The organism is Sphingobacterium thalpophilum, assembly GCF_038396785.1.
GTDB classification, from domain to species: Bacteria; Bacteroidota; Bacteroidia; order Sphingobacteriales; family Sphingobacteriaceae; genus Sphingobacterium; species Sphingobacterium thalpophilum_A.
On record NZ_CP151087.1, the window covers coordinates 399,764 to 415,635 of the forward strand.

Annotated in this window: 14 protein-coding genes; 8 read left to right on the forward strand and 6 right to left on the reverse strand. The window is 40.2% G+C overall.

What is annotated here, in order from left to right:
- The first annotated feature begins 47 nt into the window (after positions 1-47).
- From metA to AACH28_RS01870, 3 genes are all read left to right on the forward strand, one after another.
- The gene (gene metA / locus AACH28_RS01860) at positions 48-989 is read left to right on the forward strand and encodes a homoserine O-succinyltransferase (protein ID WP_112374108.1); all 942 of its coding nucleotides are present in this window, start codon (positions 48-50) and stop codon (positions 987-989) included.
- Between the two features lie 60 nt (positions 990-1,049).
- Positions 1,050-1,259, forward strand: a complete 210-nt coding sequence (locus AACH28_RS01865) for a hypothetical protein (protein WP_046673330.1) — start codon at positions 1,050-1,052, stop codon at positions 1,257-1,259.
- 105 nt (positions 1,260-1,364) lie between these two features.
- Positions 1,365-3,368 (forward strand): M13 family metallopeptidase, encoded by a 2,004-nt coding sequence (locus AACH28_RS01870; protein ID WP_286802022.1) that lies wholly within the window; start codon positions 1,365-1,367, stop codon positions 3,366-3,368.
- A 75-nt stretch (positions 3,369-3,443) separates the two neighbouring features.
- Here the strand turns inward: AACH28_RS01870 and AACH28_RS01875 are convergent, their stop codons facing one another.
- The 6 genes from AACH28_RS01875 to AACH28_RS01900 all read right to left on the reverse strand — a co-directional run bounded on the left by AACH28_RS01875 (position 3,444) and on the right by AACH28_RS01900 (position 8,870).
- On the reverse strand, positions 3,444-4,658 hold the full coding sequence (locus tag AACH28_RS01875) for an MFS transporter (protein WP_341832088.1): 1,215 nt from the start codon (positions 4,656-4,658) through the stop codon (positions 3,444-3,446).
- A 121-nt stretch (positions 4,659-4,779) separates the two neighbouring features.
- A complete protein-coding gene (locus tag AACH28_RS01880) occupies positions 4,780-5,739 on the reverse strand; it encodes a metallophosphatase (RefSeq protein ID WP_341832089.1) in 960 nt (319 codons plus the stop codon).
- Positions 5,717-6,478, reverse strand: coding sequence for a 5'-nucleotidase C-terminal domain-containing protein (locus tag AACH28_RS01885; protein WP_236560201.1), 762 nt, complete (start codon positions 6,476-6,478; stop codon positions 5,717-5,719). The genes AACH28_RS01880 and AACH28_RS01885 overlap by 23 nt, the downstream gene beginning before the upstream one ends.
- Positions 6,479-6,623: 145 nt before the next feature.
- Positions 6,624-7,691, reverse strand: coding sequence for an EamA family transporter (locus AACH28_RS01890; RefSeq protein WP_201639201.1), 1,068 nt, complete (start codon positions 7,689-7,691; stop codon positions 6,624-6,626).
- 18 nt (positions 7,692-7,709) lie between these two features.
- Positions 7,710-8,183 carry an Lrp/AsnC family transcriptional regulator gene (locus tag AACH28_RS01895; protein WP_046673335.1) on the reverse strand — a complete coding sequence of 158 codons (474 nt, stop codon included), beginning with the start codon at positions 8,181-8,183 and terminating at the stop codon, positions 7,710-7,712.
- A 183-nt stretch (positions 8,184-8,366) separates the two neighbouring features.
- A complete protein-coding gene (locus tag AACH28_RS01900; RefSeq protein ID WP_286802025.1) occupies positions 8,367-8,870 on the reverse strand; it encodes an FUSC family protein in 504 nt (167 codons plus the stop codon).
- A 210-nt stretch (positions 8,871-9,080) separates the two neighbouring features.
- Here AACH28_RS01900 and AACH28_RS01905 point away from each other — a divergent pair, with 210 nt between their 5' ends.
- The 5 genes from AACH28_RS01905 (at position 9,081) to AACH28_RS01925 (ending at position 15,865) form a co-directional block, all read left to right on the forward strand.
- Complete coding sequence (locus AACH28_RS01905; protein WP_341832090.1) at positions 9,081-12,002, forward strand: FAD-linked oxidase C-terminal domain-containing protein; 2,922 nt, start codon at positions 9,081-9,083, stop codon at positions 12,000-12,002.
- A gap of 93 nt (positions 12,003-12,095) precedes the next feature.
- Positions 12,096-12,746 carry a hypothetical protein gene (locus tag AACH28_RS01910; RefSeq protein WP_046673338.1) on the forward strand — a complete coding sequence of 217 codons (651 nt, stop codon included), beginning with the start codon at positions 12,096-12,098 and terminating at the stop codon, positions 12,744-12,746.
- 158 nt (positions 12,747-12,904) lie between these two features.
- On the forward strand, positions 12,905-14,119 hold the full coding sequence (locus AACH28_RS01915; RefSeq protein ID WP_312743729.1) for a DUF763 domain-containing protein: 1,215 nt from the start codon (positions 12,905-12,907) through the stop codon (positions 14,117-14,119).
- Positions 14,120-14,203: 84 nt separating this feature from the next.
- Positions 14,204-14,605, forward strand: coding sequence for a hypothetical protein (locus AACH28_RS01920; RefSeq protein ID WP_046673340.1), 402 nt, complete (start codon positions 14,204-14,206; stop codon positions 14,603-14,605).
- Positions 14,606-14,782: 177 nt separating this feature from the next.
- Positions 14,783-15,865, forward strand: coding sequence for an efflux RND transporter periplasmic adaptor subunit (locus AACH28_RS01925; protein WP_046673341.1), 1,083 nt, complete (start codon positions 14,783-14,785; stop codon positions 15,863-15,865).
- Positions 15,866-15,872: the final 7 nt, after the last annotated feature.

Consider the following 15,872-nt stretch of genomic DNA (forward strand, 5'->3'; position numbering starts at 1 on the left):
ATTTTCTTGCTAATTTTGCATGCTAATTGTATAAGGAGAAATTATCTATGCCGGTCAAACTTCCTAATAACCTTCCTGCCATTGAGCTGTTGAAAAAGGAGAATATATTTGTCATGAGTGATTTAAGAGCAAATGAGCAGGATATCAGACCGCTTCGTGTTTTGGTATTGAACTTAATGCCGCTTAAAATTACGACAGAGACAGATTTTATTCGTTTGCTGTCAAATAATCCTTTGCAGGTGGAAATGGAATTTTTGCGACTTGAAACGCATGTTTCAAAGAATACCCCCGAAGAGCATTTGGAAATGTTTTACAAGAGCTTGACCGAGGTTAAGGAGAATTTCTACGACGGAATGATTATTACGGGGGCTCCAGTTGAAATGGTTGCTTTTGAGGAAGTGACCTACTGGGATGAAATTCAGACCATCTTCGACTGGGCAAGGACCCATGTAACATCAAGTTTGTATATCTGTTGGGCGTCTCAAGCTGCATTGTATCATTTCTATGGTGTAGAGAAGAAGCCATTAACGGAAAAACTTTTTGGTGTATTTAAGCACACTGCGTTAAACAAAAGACATCCTTTATTCCGTGGATTTGACGATGAGTTCTTTATACCGCACAGCCGCCATACAACAATTGAGAAGGATGATCTCCTGGTAAAAGAGGGTTTAGAAATTCTTTCAGAATCGCCAGAAGCCGGTATTGCTATCGTTTCTTCACGCGGGGGACGCGAGTTTTATTTGACGGGACATTCAGAATATGCTCCTTTTACACTGGATGAAGAGTATAAAAGAGACTTAGAAAAAGGGCAGGAGATTGCTATGCCGGCAAATTATTATGTTGATGACAACCCCGAAAATCGCCCTCTGGTGCGCTGGACAAGTCATGCGAATCTTCTTTTCAATAATTGGTTGAATTACTTTGTGTATCAAGAAACTCCTTTTGATCTAAAAGACGTGGTTTATTTAGGCGAAATCAAACAAGGATAATTTAATTCCTTCAAACAAAAACAGCTAAAAGAGTATTCTATTCATATGAAGTGATTAAATATGAAAAAGACTGCTTTAATAGTTTGTCCTGTTTTTTCAGTTTTTTTATTGAAAGCACAGGTTACCCTGGAAGAGAATCAAAAGCTTAAAGAAGCGAATGGGACGTTATGGTATGCTAATCCGTGGATTTGGATTGCCGGTGTCGCACTGTTTCTACTGATTTTTATCCTTGTACTACGTAAATCAACACGCAATAAAACCAAGACTTAATTATCCCCATTAATTTTAGTTGCGATTAGAATCCCAATTGTTGCATTAACAATAGAAGAACTTTGCTTAAGTTTGTGTATAGCGATAGACAAACTAAATTTTTATATGAAGAAAAATCTACTTTTAGCAGCTTTGTTGACCTGCGGCTCATTGGCGGGCCAAGCGCAAAACAACGCAATCAATGTGAGTTACATGGACAAGAGTGTTCGTCCTCAAGATGACTTTTATAATTTTGTGAATGGACACTGGATGAAAACAGTCAAAATACCCTCTGATAAAGCACGTTGGGGTTCTTTCGACGAATTGCGTGAAAACACCGATATTGCTACGTTGAAGGTCTTGCAAGAATCGCTAACTGGACAATTCCAAAAGGGTACAGACAATCAGAAGATAGGTGATTTGTATAAATCATTTGTGGATATGAAAACACGTAATAAACTTGGTTTAGAACCTGTTAAACCTTATCTTGCTAAAATTGCAGCAATTAAAAATTTTGATGATTTATACAACTATCTTGTTGAGGTAGCACCGATTGGTGGAAATCCTTTTTTTAGTGGCTATGTATATGCGCATCTTAAAAATTCCGATGTTAATACAGTATACCTCGGCGGAGGAAGTCTGGGGCTTGGACGTTCTTATTATCAAGTAAAAGATAAGAAGAACGAAGAAACGTTAACGGATTATTCAAATTATATTTCTGCACTTTATGCTAAATCAGGCCAAATTACGAAGGATTTAAAAGGTCCAAAAATTGTCGCCTTTGAAAAGCAGCTGGCGGCAAACCTTAAAACCGTTGAGCAATCACGCGATGCAAATGGGCGATATAATCCGATCGCTGTAGCCGATCTAAAAAAGATTGTGAAAAACGTCGATATTGCAAAGTACCTAAAGGATGTCGGTTTTAAGGCTGATACTGTTATTGTACCGGAAATAAAGTATTACGAAAATTTGGATCGGGTTTTCAACCCTGAAAATCTACCGGTGATCAAAGAGCTATTGACATTTCATATTTTAAATAATGCAGCGTCATATACTACACAGGAGTTAAATGATCTGTATTTTGATTTCTGGGGTCGTAAGTTAAAAGGACAAAAGGAGCAGCGTGCTCTGGACAAGCGCGGTGTGGAATTTGTCAATTCGATCGCAGGTGAGTTATTAGGGAAATTGTATGTGAAAGAAAACTTCCCTCCAAAGGCCAAAGCTGAAGCGGAAGAGCTTGTAAGCCACCTCGTTAAATCTTTCGGGCAGCATATCAAGGGATTGACTTGGATGTCGGATGAAACGAAAGTAAAGGCATTGGACAAACTGACTAAGTTTAAAGTTAAAATTGGTTACCCGGATAAATGGAAAGATTTTAGCAAACTTGATGTTGGGACATCGTTGTATGAAAATGTATTAGCTTCGAGTAAATGGGCATTTTACCAGAATTTGGCGAAACAAGATAAGCCAGTGGACAAATCTGAATGGGGGATGACTCCACAGACTGTGAACGCTTACTATAGTCCACTGTTTAATGAGATTGTCTTTCCAGCAGCGATTCTTCAGCCGCCATTCTATGATTATAAAGCTGATGCTGCAGTTAATTTCGGCGGTATTGGTGCGGTAATTGGTCACGAACTTTCGCACGGATTTGACGACCAGGGTGCGAAATACGATGGGAATGGAAACCTGAACAATTGGTGGAGCGACAGTGATAAGGCGAAATTTGAAGCAGCGGCTGATGCTTTGGTACGTCAGTTTGAGTCCTACGAACCTGTACCAGGTGTTTTTGTGAACGGTCGCTTTACATTAGGGGAGAATATTGGGGATTTAGGTGGCTCATCAGTGGCTTTTGATGCATTGCAACTCTATCTGAACGATAAGGGAAATCCTGGTTTAATAGATGGTTTTACACAGGACCAGCGCTTTTTCCTTTCCTGGGCAACGATTTGGAGAACGAAAACTACCGATGAGTTTGTGGTCAATCAAGTAAAAACTGATCCACATTCTCCAGCACAGTACCGTGCTTTTGCCCCAATCATTAACCTAGATGCTTTCCATAAGGCTTGGGATACAAAGAACGGCGACAAAATGTTTGTTCCGGTCGATAAACGTATCAAAATTTGGTAGGTTTCAGGCATGTTTAATGAAAAACGGGTGTATCTCACATGAGCATACACCCGTTTTTCATTTCTCAAGTGTAGGTTACTTCATCCATCTCAGAACCAAGTAGAATCCGATCGCCGTAGCAGATAAGGTTAATGCGGTTGCCCACCATAAGGTTGTAAAACCGAAGGAATCGACAATGCTAGTCCCTAAAAGCGGCGAAAATATATTTGCAGCTGAAAATGCCAACGAATTGAACCCCATGTATGCTCCTTGTGTTTTAGGTGTCGAACGGTTAACAGAAACCGTTGCCATAAATGGTAGTGTCAGCATCTCGCCAAGGCCGAAGATAAAGAATGTGAAATATAACCACCCGAGTCCACCTGAAAAATTTAACATGGCATAAGAGCTGGCACATAAAAACGTTCCAAAGACGAGCGTGCTTATAAGCGAGAATCTTTTTTCAGCTATATGGACAATGAACATCTCCAGTAATACGATAACGAATCCACTCCAGCCGAGTAGAAATCCGATTTGGTGATCATTCAAATGGTGAACTTCTCGGTAGAAAATAGGTAACGTTGTGATCAACTGAAAGAAACAGAATGAGAAAATGCAACAAAAGATATTGAATAAGACAAAAGGCAGGTCGGTATAGGAATTTCGTGTCTTTTGAGGTAATTCGTTTTCAGCAGTAATCTCTTTTTTAGATTTAATATCGCTTCTTTTTTCTCGTTTATGAAAAAAGACAAAGAAAATCACTGCAGCGCAAAGGACGGCAAAAGAATTTCCATAAAAGATCCAATTGAATGAGATGGTGGCCAAAAATCCAGCCACCGCCGGGCCGATTGAAAATCCCAGATTTATGGCAAGACGATTCAATGAAAAGGCGCGCGTGATATTTTCGGGTTTAGCGTAACTTGCCACTGACACGGAGTTTGCAGGTCTGAAGGCATCAAAGATTAAACTTAAAGTAAAAATCATGATGGATAAGGACTGTACCTCTTTGAAATGTGGGATCAGTAAGAATAAAGGGGCCGCCAATACCAGACTTCCGAACTGAACCTTGAAGCTGCCAATCCGGTCAGTCAGCCAGCCACCAATATAGGAACCACAAACGGAGCCGAATCCATAACTCATCAATACCACACCGACCTGTTTAATGTCAAAATGTAGAACCTGGGTCATGTAGAGGCCAAGAAAGGGAATCACCATACTTCCCATTCTATTAATGAGCATCACTATGGCAAGTGGCCATGCGGCTTGAGACAGTCCCTTAAAGGAGTCGAGGTAAATCAATAAAATTCTTTTCATTGAATGACGAATCAGCGTGTATAGACCGTATAAGTTTTTACTTCATACGTCTTCTTATAGTATTGGTAAAAAAAATGCCAAATTGATTAGTCAACTTGGCATTTGTTAAAATTAGATTATATTATGCCAACATGGACTCCGGAATTGTCGGATTGACCTGATAGGTACTTGCGACCATTTGTTTCTTGTCAGACCCTGGTTCCATAATAAAGTCAATACGTCCTAGATTAATTCCAGCAAAACCGACTTGATTCACAACGGTCTTTGTTCCTTTTAAATTTGTAACCAGTGTTGGTTCATTTAAGAAGGTGTGCGTATGTCCTCCGATAATGAGATCAATGTCTGAGGTTTTGGCGGCAAGGATCAGATCCGACACCTTGTCGTTTTCATATTGATAGCCCAAATGCGATAAACAGATGACCAAATCACATTTGTGTTTTTCTTTCAATGTGCGGACCACCTTGTTGGAAACTTCAATAGGATCCAAATATTTCATTCCCCTGAAGTTATTGGGGTCAACCAATCCCTCAATATCTACCCCTAGTCCAAATACGCCTATTTTTATTCCATCTTTATGGAATATGGTATAATCTTGGGTTCTGCCCTCCAATACGGTTCCTTTGAAGTCGTAATTTGCCGTTAAGAACGGAAATTTAGCGTGATCCAGGTACTTTACAAGACCGTCAAGACCATTGTCAAATTCATGATTTCCAAATGTCCCGGCATCATAACCTAACTTTGTCATGAGGTCAAGTTCAAGTTTTCCTCCAAAAAGATTAAAATAGGGGGTACCTTGAAACATATCGCCTGCATCGAGTAATAGAAGATGTTCTTCTTCTTTGCGGATTTTATTGATCAGTGTACTTCGGCGCGCAACACCAGCCAATCCCTGATATTTCCCGCCGTCCATTGGAAACGGTTCAATACGGCTATGAACATCGTTGGTATGTAAAATTGTAAGTTTTACCTTTTTGCTCTTCGCGTCGACTTGAAAAGGAAGTGATCCCAAAGCAACTGCAGCAGAAAATCCACCAACTTGCTTGATAAAAGATCTTCGGTTAATTGATTTTAATTCTTCCATCTAATTCTGCATTTACTTTTTTGCCTTCTTTTGTTAATTCGCTCACATATTCAATCAAACCTTCACGCATGCGTTGCGGATAATTAGCCCGGGATACAGGTTGTGTCAACAGGCTGAGGTTGTCACCACCATTGGCAAGATAATCATAGGTCACTAATTTATATAACTTATTGTCTTCAATAGCTTGACCTTTGATCTTTATGTCCTGAGCTTTGTTGCCCGTAATTGTCAACGTCATTCCGGCTATAGGTTGTCCATGTGTTGTAGCAATATAGTCAGCCAGCTGACGAATCTGACTACCTTTGAGCTCGAGTATCGTCAATGTGTTCTCAAAGGGCATAACCTCAAAAATATGTCCTACTGTAATATCGCCTGCTTTAAGATCATTTCGGATACCACCTTTTGTTGCGAACGCCAAATCCGCGGGGTTATGGGCATTGTGTTCACTCATCCACAACAAGGCTTCACAAAAAAAATTGCCCATTAATGTTTCCGCTGTTTTCTCTTTTGTCAATGCCTTGTCCGCATGTCCAATCACACGATTCATCTCCGCTTCCATTTTGTGTTTGAAGGGTTCGTAGATTGACACGACTGCAGGATCAGCTTGCATATCGCTATTGATATGATATTGTTGGAAATCTTTTTGCGTTGGATGGAGTTGTTTTGTACAACCTGTAATCATCAAAAGCGAAGCGACACCAAGGCTACCAATAAAGGCAATTTGCTTCGAAATATTCATTCTTTTTAATTTAACCAAATAGTACGCAAAGTTAGCCAATTATATATGAACAAATCTTATCCAATGTTAGCTAATTTTTAAAAACAACAAAAGCTTAACATTGTTACACGTTAAGCTTTGCCCATATAATTAGAAAAATAACAACCTAATGAACTAATTCCGTCTCAGGAATATGTTTGTTGTCCGTTTGGGGATCCGCTGCTATCAAACGCTCTAAACTATTCTCCTGCTGAAGGATCTTTTTCCTTTTGCTGCGCGAGGACAGCTTGGTACGATATGCTTTCCAGTTCATTAATAGGACCGAGAATAGAATAACCGCTAGTCCAACAATTTGCAATGAGGTCACCACATGCGAAGTAAAAAAATGACTTAATATAAGTGCAATAATTGGGTTCACATAAGCATAGGTACTTACTTCCATTGCTGGACGTACCTGCAATAACCAAATATACGAGCTAAAAGCAAGGATGGAACCAAATGTGATTAAATACCCCAAGTTAAACCAGTCAATAGGTGCTACACTGCTCAGTGTAAATGATGCATATTCACCGGTAAATAGCGCCGTGATATTAAAGAGAACACCTGCGGTAACCATTTGCCAAGCAGTCTTCACCATAACATGCAGGTCCTCTTTTTCTTCTTTTTCGGATTTTTTAAAATACTTGGAAATCAATGAACCTACAGTCCAAGCGATAGAACCCAATACCAAAATAGATAGGGCAATTACCTTAAGAGTACCGTCTGTATGATCATTGGTCGCCATGATCTGTTCAGCGAAAAGCATCACAACACCACAGAAACCTAATGCTACACCAGCAACCGTGCTAATGCTGCTAAAGTTTTCTTTCCACTTGGGTTTATCCAATAAAATAAACCAGATTGCAGCGGCTGCGGCAATAATAGCGGCAACACCACCAGACACATATTGCTCGGCCCAGATAACCCCGGCCATATCGACAAAGAGCAATAAAAAACCTACGATTGCGGCCTCTTGAATAGAACGCTTGTTAAATAATCTATACCCTTTTATAGCACAATATGTCATTAGAATTGCACTGGCTACAACAAATCGAAACGAACCCAAAATAAATGGGGGGAAACTATGCAACGCTTTTTCTATAAAGAAAAAGGTCGAGCCCCATACCACATAAATAATGAAATAAGCAACTACAACCATTAATGGGCTAGCAGCCTTTTTTTGTCCTTGCAACATGATTAAACCTCCTTTCTATTACTCAGGTATGACAACCTGCTGATCTTCCTTGACAGTCTGAAGTACAATTGTTGTCCGCGTTGAAATAATACCTTCCACTTTACTTAAGGTATTTCGCATGAGATCCACTAAACCTGTAGAATCCGCAGTTCTTACTTTAATAAGGTAACCATCGTCACCTGCAATGTCGTGTACCTCTTGAACTTCAGGGATTTCCGCAAGTGCCAACCCTACACCCTGTTCGCCAATAATATCATTGGCTTTGATAAAAATAAACGATAAAAGTTTCTGATCGACCGCGGCAGGATTGATCTTGGCACTATACTTTAAAATCACATCTTTTTGCTCGAGCTTCTTTACGCGCTCGAGGATCGCCGATGGTGCCATGCCTAATTCTCTTGCGATGTCAGCATTGTTGATCCGTCCATTATCCTGCATTAAGCGCAAGATTTTATAGTCGACCTGGTCTAAATTATATTCTACTTTTGTCATTTCGACTGCAAAGATAGGTAAAAAAGTATAAAATTCAAAATTGTATATAAAATTCTGAATATAATTCTGAGTGATCGGAAATTTGAGTGAATTTTATTCTTATTTATCAGAAAGAAATCTTGACCATTTGGGCTATGGTACTGAAGGTAAGTATATTGCCTTTTAGACAGGTAGGCGTATAACTCAACAATTGTACCTTTTTCTTAATTTCAGAATAATATTACTCGTTGACAGGATGACGCCCAATCCAATCAGACAACCTAAGCACACACAGCCAAAGCGATCCAAAGCGGCGAAGTAAGAGCGACTTTGCTGTTCGTGAAGGTAGACGATAATGAGTGCCACCATGGATGTCCTTGCCACAGCCATAATATTGAGTAGCTTGCATGTAATCAATGATGCAACAATACCGATAATCATGGCAGAGAGTTGCGAAATGGGAACGAAATATAGACTGAGACCAATTGCTGATCCTATAAAGTTGGATTTAGCCCGGTCGATGGCTATTTTTTTCGACTCATTCTCTTGCGGTGAAATGACCAATATAATGGAGATTAGTGTCCAGGAAACCGAATATTGGGGAAAAGATACGAAAAGGGGATAACCTATAAGGAAGCCAATCAATACCCGGATGGTGTATATAATAAAATCAGAATGCAGCGTATAGCGAAGGAATAGATTACGCATATAAGATATGAATCGTTAATTTAAATGATGTAGCGCCACAAAAATACGTGCATTGTCGGAAGGAACGAAATAAAATTGACTTTTATGGTAATTTGTTTGATTTTGCGTTTTTATGCGTTTTTTGTTTTTGATTTGGGTATTTCTTGCAATCTTCTCTTTTTCCGATGGATAAATTTGACTAAATTTGTTTCATACATAAATGCAGATTAAGTGAAAGATCAAAATCAATTAGCCTTATTAGCGTCTCAACTCAAAGGGGAGCTCTATTATACTCATGAAACGAAGGACCAAACGATGTTGCTTGCCTATTCGACAGATGCATCTGTTTATCAAGAAAAACCCTTGGCCGTAGCCATACCCGTCGATCATGATGATATCAAAAAAATAATTGATTTTGCGCGGCACAACGGTGTCACAATCATACCACGTACCGCCGGCACTTCTTTAGCTGGTCAGGTAGTAGGCAATGGCATTATCATGGATATTTCTCGTCATTTTAACCATATACTTGAACTTAATGTCGACGAGCAGTGGGTTCGGGTACAACCTGGTGTGATCCGTGACGACTTGAATAATTATCTTAAACCGTTCGGACTGATGTTTGGCCCTGAAACTTCGACTGCAAGCCGTGCTATGGTAGGTGGAATGATTGGCAATAACTCTTCGGGTCTGCATTCGATTGTTTGGGGCGATACACGACACAATTTGATTTCGGCCAATGTACTTTTGGACGACTGTTCTGAAGTGACCTTTGAAGCAGTTGATGAAGCAGCCTATTTTAAGAAATTATTATTAGCTGGTCGTGAGGGGGATATCTACCGTAATATGAATGCATTATTGACAGACCCCGAGCATTTAAGCGCCATTGAAGCGGGCTATCCAAAACGATCTATCACGCGCAGAAATACCGGTTATGCTTTGGATATCCTTGCCGATCGCTCGACACCTTTCAATATGTGTAATTTGTTGGCAGGGTCCGAAGGAACGCTGGCTATTGTTACAGAAGCGAAACTCAAACTGATGCCCTTACCACCGCAGGAACTAGGCTTACTTTGTGTTCATTTTGCGGATATGGTAGAGTGTATGCACGGTAATGTGGTAGCCTTAGCGCACAAGCCGGAAGCATCCGAATTGGTAGATAAATACATCATGGATTTTACGGTTGGGCATCCAACTTATAAGTATAATCGTTTTTTTATTGAGGGTGATCCCCAGGCTTTATTAATTGTTGAGTTTAGGGGGCAGACAGCCGCTGAAACAGAGGCAAAAGCGATGGCTCTGAAAGCGGACCTTGTAGCCCGCGGGCTTGGTTATGCTTATCCCTACATTACGGGTATTGAACAGACCAATTTGGTTTGGGATGTACGCAAGGCAGGACTGGGGCTAATTCGCAATTTACCCGGGGATAGTCAACCTGTAAATTTGATTGAAGATTGTGCGGTGTCGCCTGAAGATTTACCTGCTTACGTGCGTGATATCCAAAAACTTTTGGTGGAAGAGGGGGTGCATGCATCCTATTATGCGCACGCGGGAGCCGGGGAACTACATATTGAGCCCTTTGTGAATTTGAAAACAGCAGCAGGGAAGCGTACATTTCGTTCAATCCTCGAAAAAACCAGCGACCTTGTATTAAAATATAACGGTTCACTGAGTGGTGAGCACGGTGATGGTCGTCTGCGCGGCGAATTTATCGGCAAAGTGCTTGGTGAAAAAGTCTACAAATTGCTTGAAGATGTAAAATATATCTTTGATCCACAGGGCGTTTTTAATGCAAATAAAATTGTCAACACGCCGCCAATGGATTCTCATTTACGTTATGACAACGATAGCAACCGAACGGAAATAAAGACCTATTTCGATTTTTCTAAAGATGAGTCTATTCTTCGGTTGGCGGAGAAGTGTTCTGGTTCGGGAGATTGCCGAAAGACTGAAATTACCGGTGGAACAATGTGCCCTTCATTCATGGCTACGCGCGATGAAAAAGATACGACACGGGCGCGGGCAAATATGTTGCGTCAATTTTTAACGAATTCCCCAAAGAAAAATCGTTTCGATCATGAGGAGATCAAAGAGGTCATGGATCTCTGTTTAAGCTGCAAAGGCTGTAAGACGGAGTGTCCTTCCAGTGTGGATGTGGCCAAAATGAAAGCCGAATTTTTGCAGCACTATTATGATGAGCATGGTGCGGGATTTAGAACAAAATTAATCGCTAATTTCACCCAGTCTCAGAAACTCGGATCTTGGGTTGCGCCCATTTACAACTTTGTGGTCAAAAATGATTTCTTGTCAGGAGTAGTCAAAAAAACAGTAGGATTTGCGCCAAAGCGTTCCTTACCTACAGTCAATGGAACGACTTTAACCCAATGGGTAAAAAAACAAGCAGTGGCAAGTGATAGTAAGCGTCGGGTTTACCTTTTTTCGGATGAATTTACCGAATATAATGATGCCGAGATCGGCATTACCGCATATAAGTTGCTGACTGCCTTGGGGTATGAAGTAGTCATTCCAAAACGTGTGCAAAGCGGGCGGACTTATCTTTCTAAAGGCTTTGTGAAAAAAGCAAAGGAGATTGCGAATCAAAATATCCATTTCTTAAAGGGACTAATTACGGATGATACGCCACTTTTAGGCGTTGAACCCTCCGGGATAATTACATTTCGAGATGAGTATTTAAGTTTAGTCGATGATGATTTACGTGTTGACGCACAAAAAATAGCCAAAAACGCGCTGATGATTGACGAATTTCTGTTGAATGAAATGAAAGCGGGACGTATTCATTCAGAACAGTTTACGTCGGAAACGAAAAAGGTAAAGCTTCATGGCCACTGTTATCAAAAGGCTTTTCATCTCGTTACTGTTACGGAACAGGTCCTATCATTTCCGACGAACTTTAGCGTAGAAACAATTCCTTCGGGTTGTTGTGGTATGGCAGGATCATTTGGTTATGAGGCTGAACATTATGATATCTCGATGAAAGTAGCCGAATTGGTTTTATTACCAACCATACGCCAAACAGAACCTGGTACTTTAATTGCCGCAGCGGGTACTTCTTGCAGACATCAGATTAAAGATGGTGTAGGAAGAAAATCTTATCATCCTGTGGAAATTTTATACGATGCTTTATTGAAATAAAATAAAAACATTGCTAATAGTTGTTTGTTATCAGTAATAATGGTAATATTATAAGAGCAATATTCATTAATAACTGATAACAAACAATTCAATATGTACAAGATTCAATCTATAGCATTTCTTGCGACCGCTACGGTGCTGATGGCTAGTTGCGGAAATTCCAATCAAAAGAAAACTGATGGAAGTGATACAACAACGGTGAACAAAATTGAAGGTGTAAAAATCGAACAATTTACGAATGGTTCACCGGGCGCAGAAAAGAAGAACTTTTTTCTACGTATTACAGATGAAATTAAAACGGATTCAAGCCGTATTTATATCACAAAATCTCTTTACAAACAGGATACTGTAGGAGCGAAGTTTGAGGTTGTAGATTTTATACCCGCAGGTATAATAGATGGCCAACCGAGTGATGAAGTCGGCTTTACCAAAGGTAAGATTAGAATCTCGTCGTCGGGTCAACAGTCTGACAATTTAATTAAAGCATTAGGTGATTTATTTCAAATAGCTACCACTGATTCTTTTACAAAAGATGTAATTCTTCCAAATGTGTTTTCATCCAATAAGGTGAATGCTGATTTGTCCAAAAAAACAGCGTACAGCTTTAAACTATTTTTGGACAATAAAAAAGCTGCTCCAGCGGAGCTCTTCTTTAATGTAGACACCTATAAGCATTCGATCGAGTTTTCGGAGAAAGATCCTTCGTTCCGGGCTGGATTATTGTCAGCGTTGACCGGTAAGTAGTGAAGCTGTGACTTGTGCCGCTACTTCGATGCGCCCTAAGTTATATGCTCAGATGTAGTGTATAGATTGATCATAAAATAAAAACGGCTAGAAGCTATCTAGCCGTTTTTATTTTATCTAAAAAAGAGATAGATTTGTACTAATATATTTAGTTTGAAATGAAACGATCCGGAACCGCAGATCTCCCATTACACTATGGAAAAGTACCAGCGTGGCTTTACGAACGTATGGCTTTGCTAGGTCGCTCCATTGTTGAAGTAATATTAATGGATTATGGTAAAGACGAGGTTTTGAGAAGACTGGCAGATCCCCGCTGGTTTCAAAGCTTTGGTGCTGTTCTCGGCATGGATTGGCATTCTTCAGGGATCACAACGGCTGTTATGGGGGCATTAAAACGCGCTATTAATCCCGATGCGAAATCTTTAGGACTATATATCTGTGGGGGTAAAGGCAAGCTTTCCATGCAGACCCCACAGGAACTACTTCGGCTTTCGAACGACATGGGACTAGATGGCAACGACTTGATTCGCAGCAGTAAGCTTGTTGCTAAAGTGGATAACACCGCTATTCAGGATGGTTACCAATTATATCTCCACAATTTTATCGTGACGGATAATGGCAATTGGTCGGTCGTGCAGCAAGGTATGCATGAAAAGGATGGAACTGCCCGTCGCTACCATTGGCATTCTGAAAAGGTCAAATCGTTCGTTGAAGAACCACATGCGGGTATCAGTGGTCCTTCACAAGGTATTATCCTCAACTTGACAGCTGCAGAAGCGGCGGCCAATAGAACAGGTATTATGACGATCGTAGCGGAGGATTCAACTCAAGTGATGCAAGACTTCGCTAAACTTATTATGCCATCCCATCACGATGTCCGTGCTTCGGACGTTGACTTGAAGAGGCTAGGAGCGATGTTGTACGTGGCTCGAGAAAGTCAACCAAGCCATTTTGAAGACTTATTGCTTTTAAAAGGAGTTGGGCCCCGTACGTTACAGTCATTGGCTTTAGTCAGTGAGGTAATCCACGGTGCGCCTTCACGGTTCAATGACCCCGCTCGATTTTCCTTTGCTCATGGCGGGAAAGATGGGCATCCTTTTCCAGTTCCTTTAACCATTTACGATGAAAGTATTCAAATTTTGCAAAAAGGCATTGAAAAATCTAAACTGGGTTACGGTGAAAAATTAAAGTCGATTAACAAGTTGCACCAGATTGTCTTGGATAGCGAAAAAGATTTTCAGCCACAATTTGATATTCAACAAATTATAGCAGAAGAACGGCGAGATTCTTGGAAATATGGTGGCAGAACAGTCTTCGGAGATGCACAACCCTTGAGAACAAATGGTCGGGGTTTGCAATTGTCACTTTTCTAGCGGAAATCTACGAATTGTAATTGTTTTGTTAAAATGTGTTAAAGATCGTTAAAATTAGTTGTACGCTAGTATATTTGCTCCGCAATGAAAGCGGTTGTTACGATATTCTTATTCTTATGCTTCTTATTTATCAGAAGCAGTAATAGCCATGCCGTGCTCATTGAATCCGACCGACCAACTGTTAGTTTTATGTATCAGCATAATCATGCTGATGTACAGCAGTATATTGACGCATCAGTTGACCACATCGATCCGCTATTTTACGGTAATATTCACAGTGATAATCCAGTTATCGAGGAATTTGATGCCGAAAATTTTCAACTGACCAAGGATTTGCAGGTGACATCCCAATTTGTTGCGCTGCTACTTTTTGCTATTGTCCTTTTTGTTTTCGTTTTTCGATTTGCAAAGAAGATACCTTTTTGCAATTTCATAGCCTATCTTTTCCCTCAAAGATACGTTCTTCAACAAAACTGGAGAATTTAAAATATACCCTTCGAAATTTCATATGCTTTGGTGGATATCCTAAGGGATGCTCTGCTCAGTCGTAATCGATTTGTACAATCTATGAACAAGTCGGAACGACCATAAACCAAAGTAGAGTCATTTCACCAACCAAGACAACAAACAATCAAACTTATTTTTTTAATTAGACGCTTACAAATGAAAAGAGTATTTATGCTCGCTAGTTTGGCTATTACCTTATGCCAAATCGGGTGTACTTCCAAAAAGGAAGAAAAGGAAGAAAAAGAGAAATTTACAGCGACCTCTCCGGTGCAAATGGACACAACTATCCGTAAGGACTTTGTTTCCCAGATTAGGTCTTTCCGAAATATTGAGCTTCGGGCTCAGGAAAAGGGCTATCTCGAGCAGATTTTCGTAGATGAAGGACAATTTGTCCATAAAGGGCAATTACTTTTTCGGATTATGCCGAAGATGTATGAGGCCGAATACCGTAAATCTTCGGCAGAAGTTAATGTAGCAGAAATTGAAGTTCAAAATACAAAAACGCTTGCCGATAAAAATGTCGTATCGCCCAATGAACTCGCGATGGCTAAAGCAAAACTTGAGCAAGCCAAAGCTGAGGCTGCGATTGCAAAATTACATCTCTCCTTTACAGAAATCAGGGCACCTTTTGACGGAACCATTGATCGGATTCCATTGAAATTGGGAAGTTTGGTGGATGAAGGTGAATTATTGACAAGTCTGTCCGACAACAGTGAGATGCTGGTTTATTTCAATGTCTCCGAACCTGAATATTTAAGTTATCAAACTAACGTGAGTAAACGTGGAGATACTCATGTCGGCTTGTTGCTTGCCAATAATGAGTTGTTCGCTCAAAATGGTCTTGTGGAGACCATAGAAAGTGAGTTCAACAGTGAGACGGGAAATATTGCTTTTAGAGCGAAATTTCCCAATCCAAACCGTCTATTAAAACATGGCGAGAGCGGCAAGGTGGTGATGAACTTTCCGCTGAAACAGGTTTTAATTATTCCACAGAAAGCGACATACGAAATGCAGGACCGTAAATATGTGTATGTAATCGATAAGGAGGGCAAATTAAAAGCCCGTCATATCACCATTGGTAACTCCCTACCAGATCTGTATGTGGTAACGAGCGGACTTCAAAAAGATGATAAATTTTTGTTGGATGGTATTCAGAAAGCAAAAGAGGATGATAAAATCAGCTACAGCTTTGTGCAACCTAAAGACGCCATCTCAAATTTGAAGTTAAAAACAGAATAGATCCCTT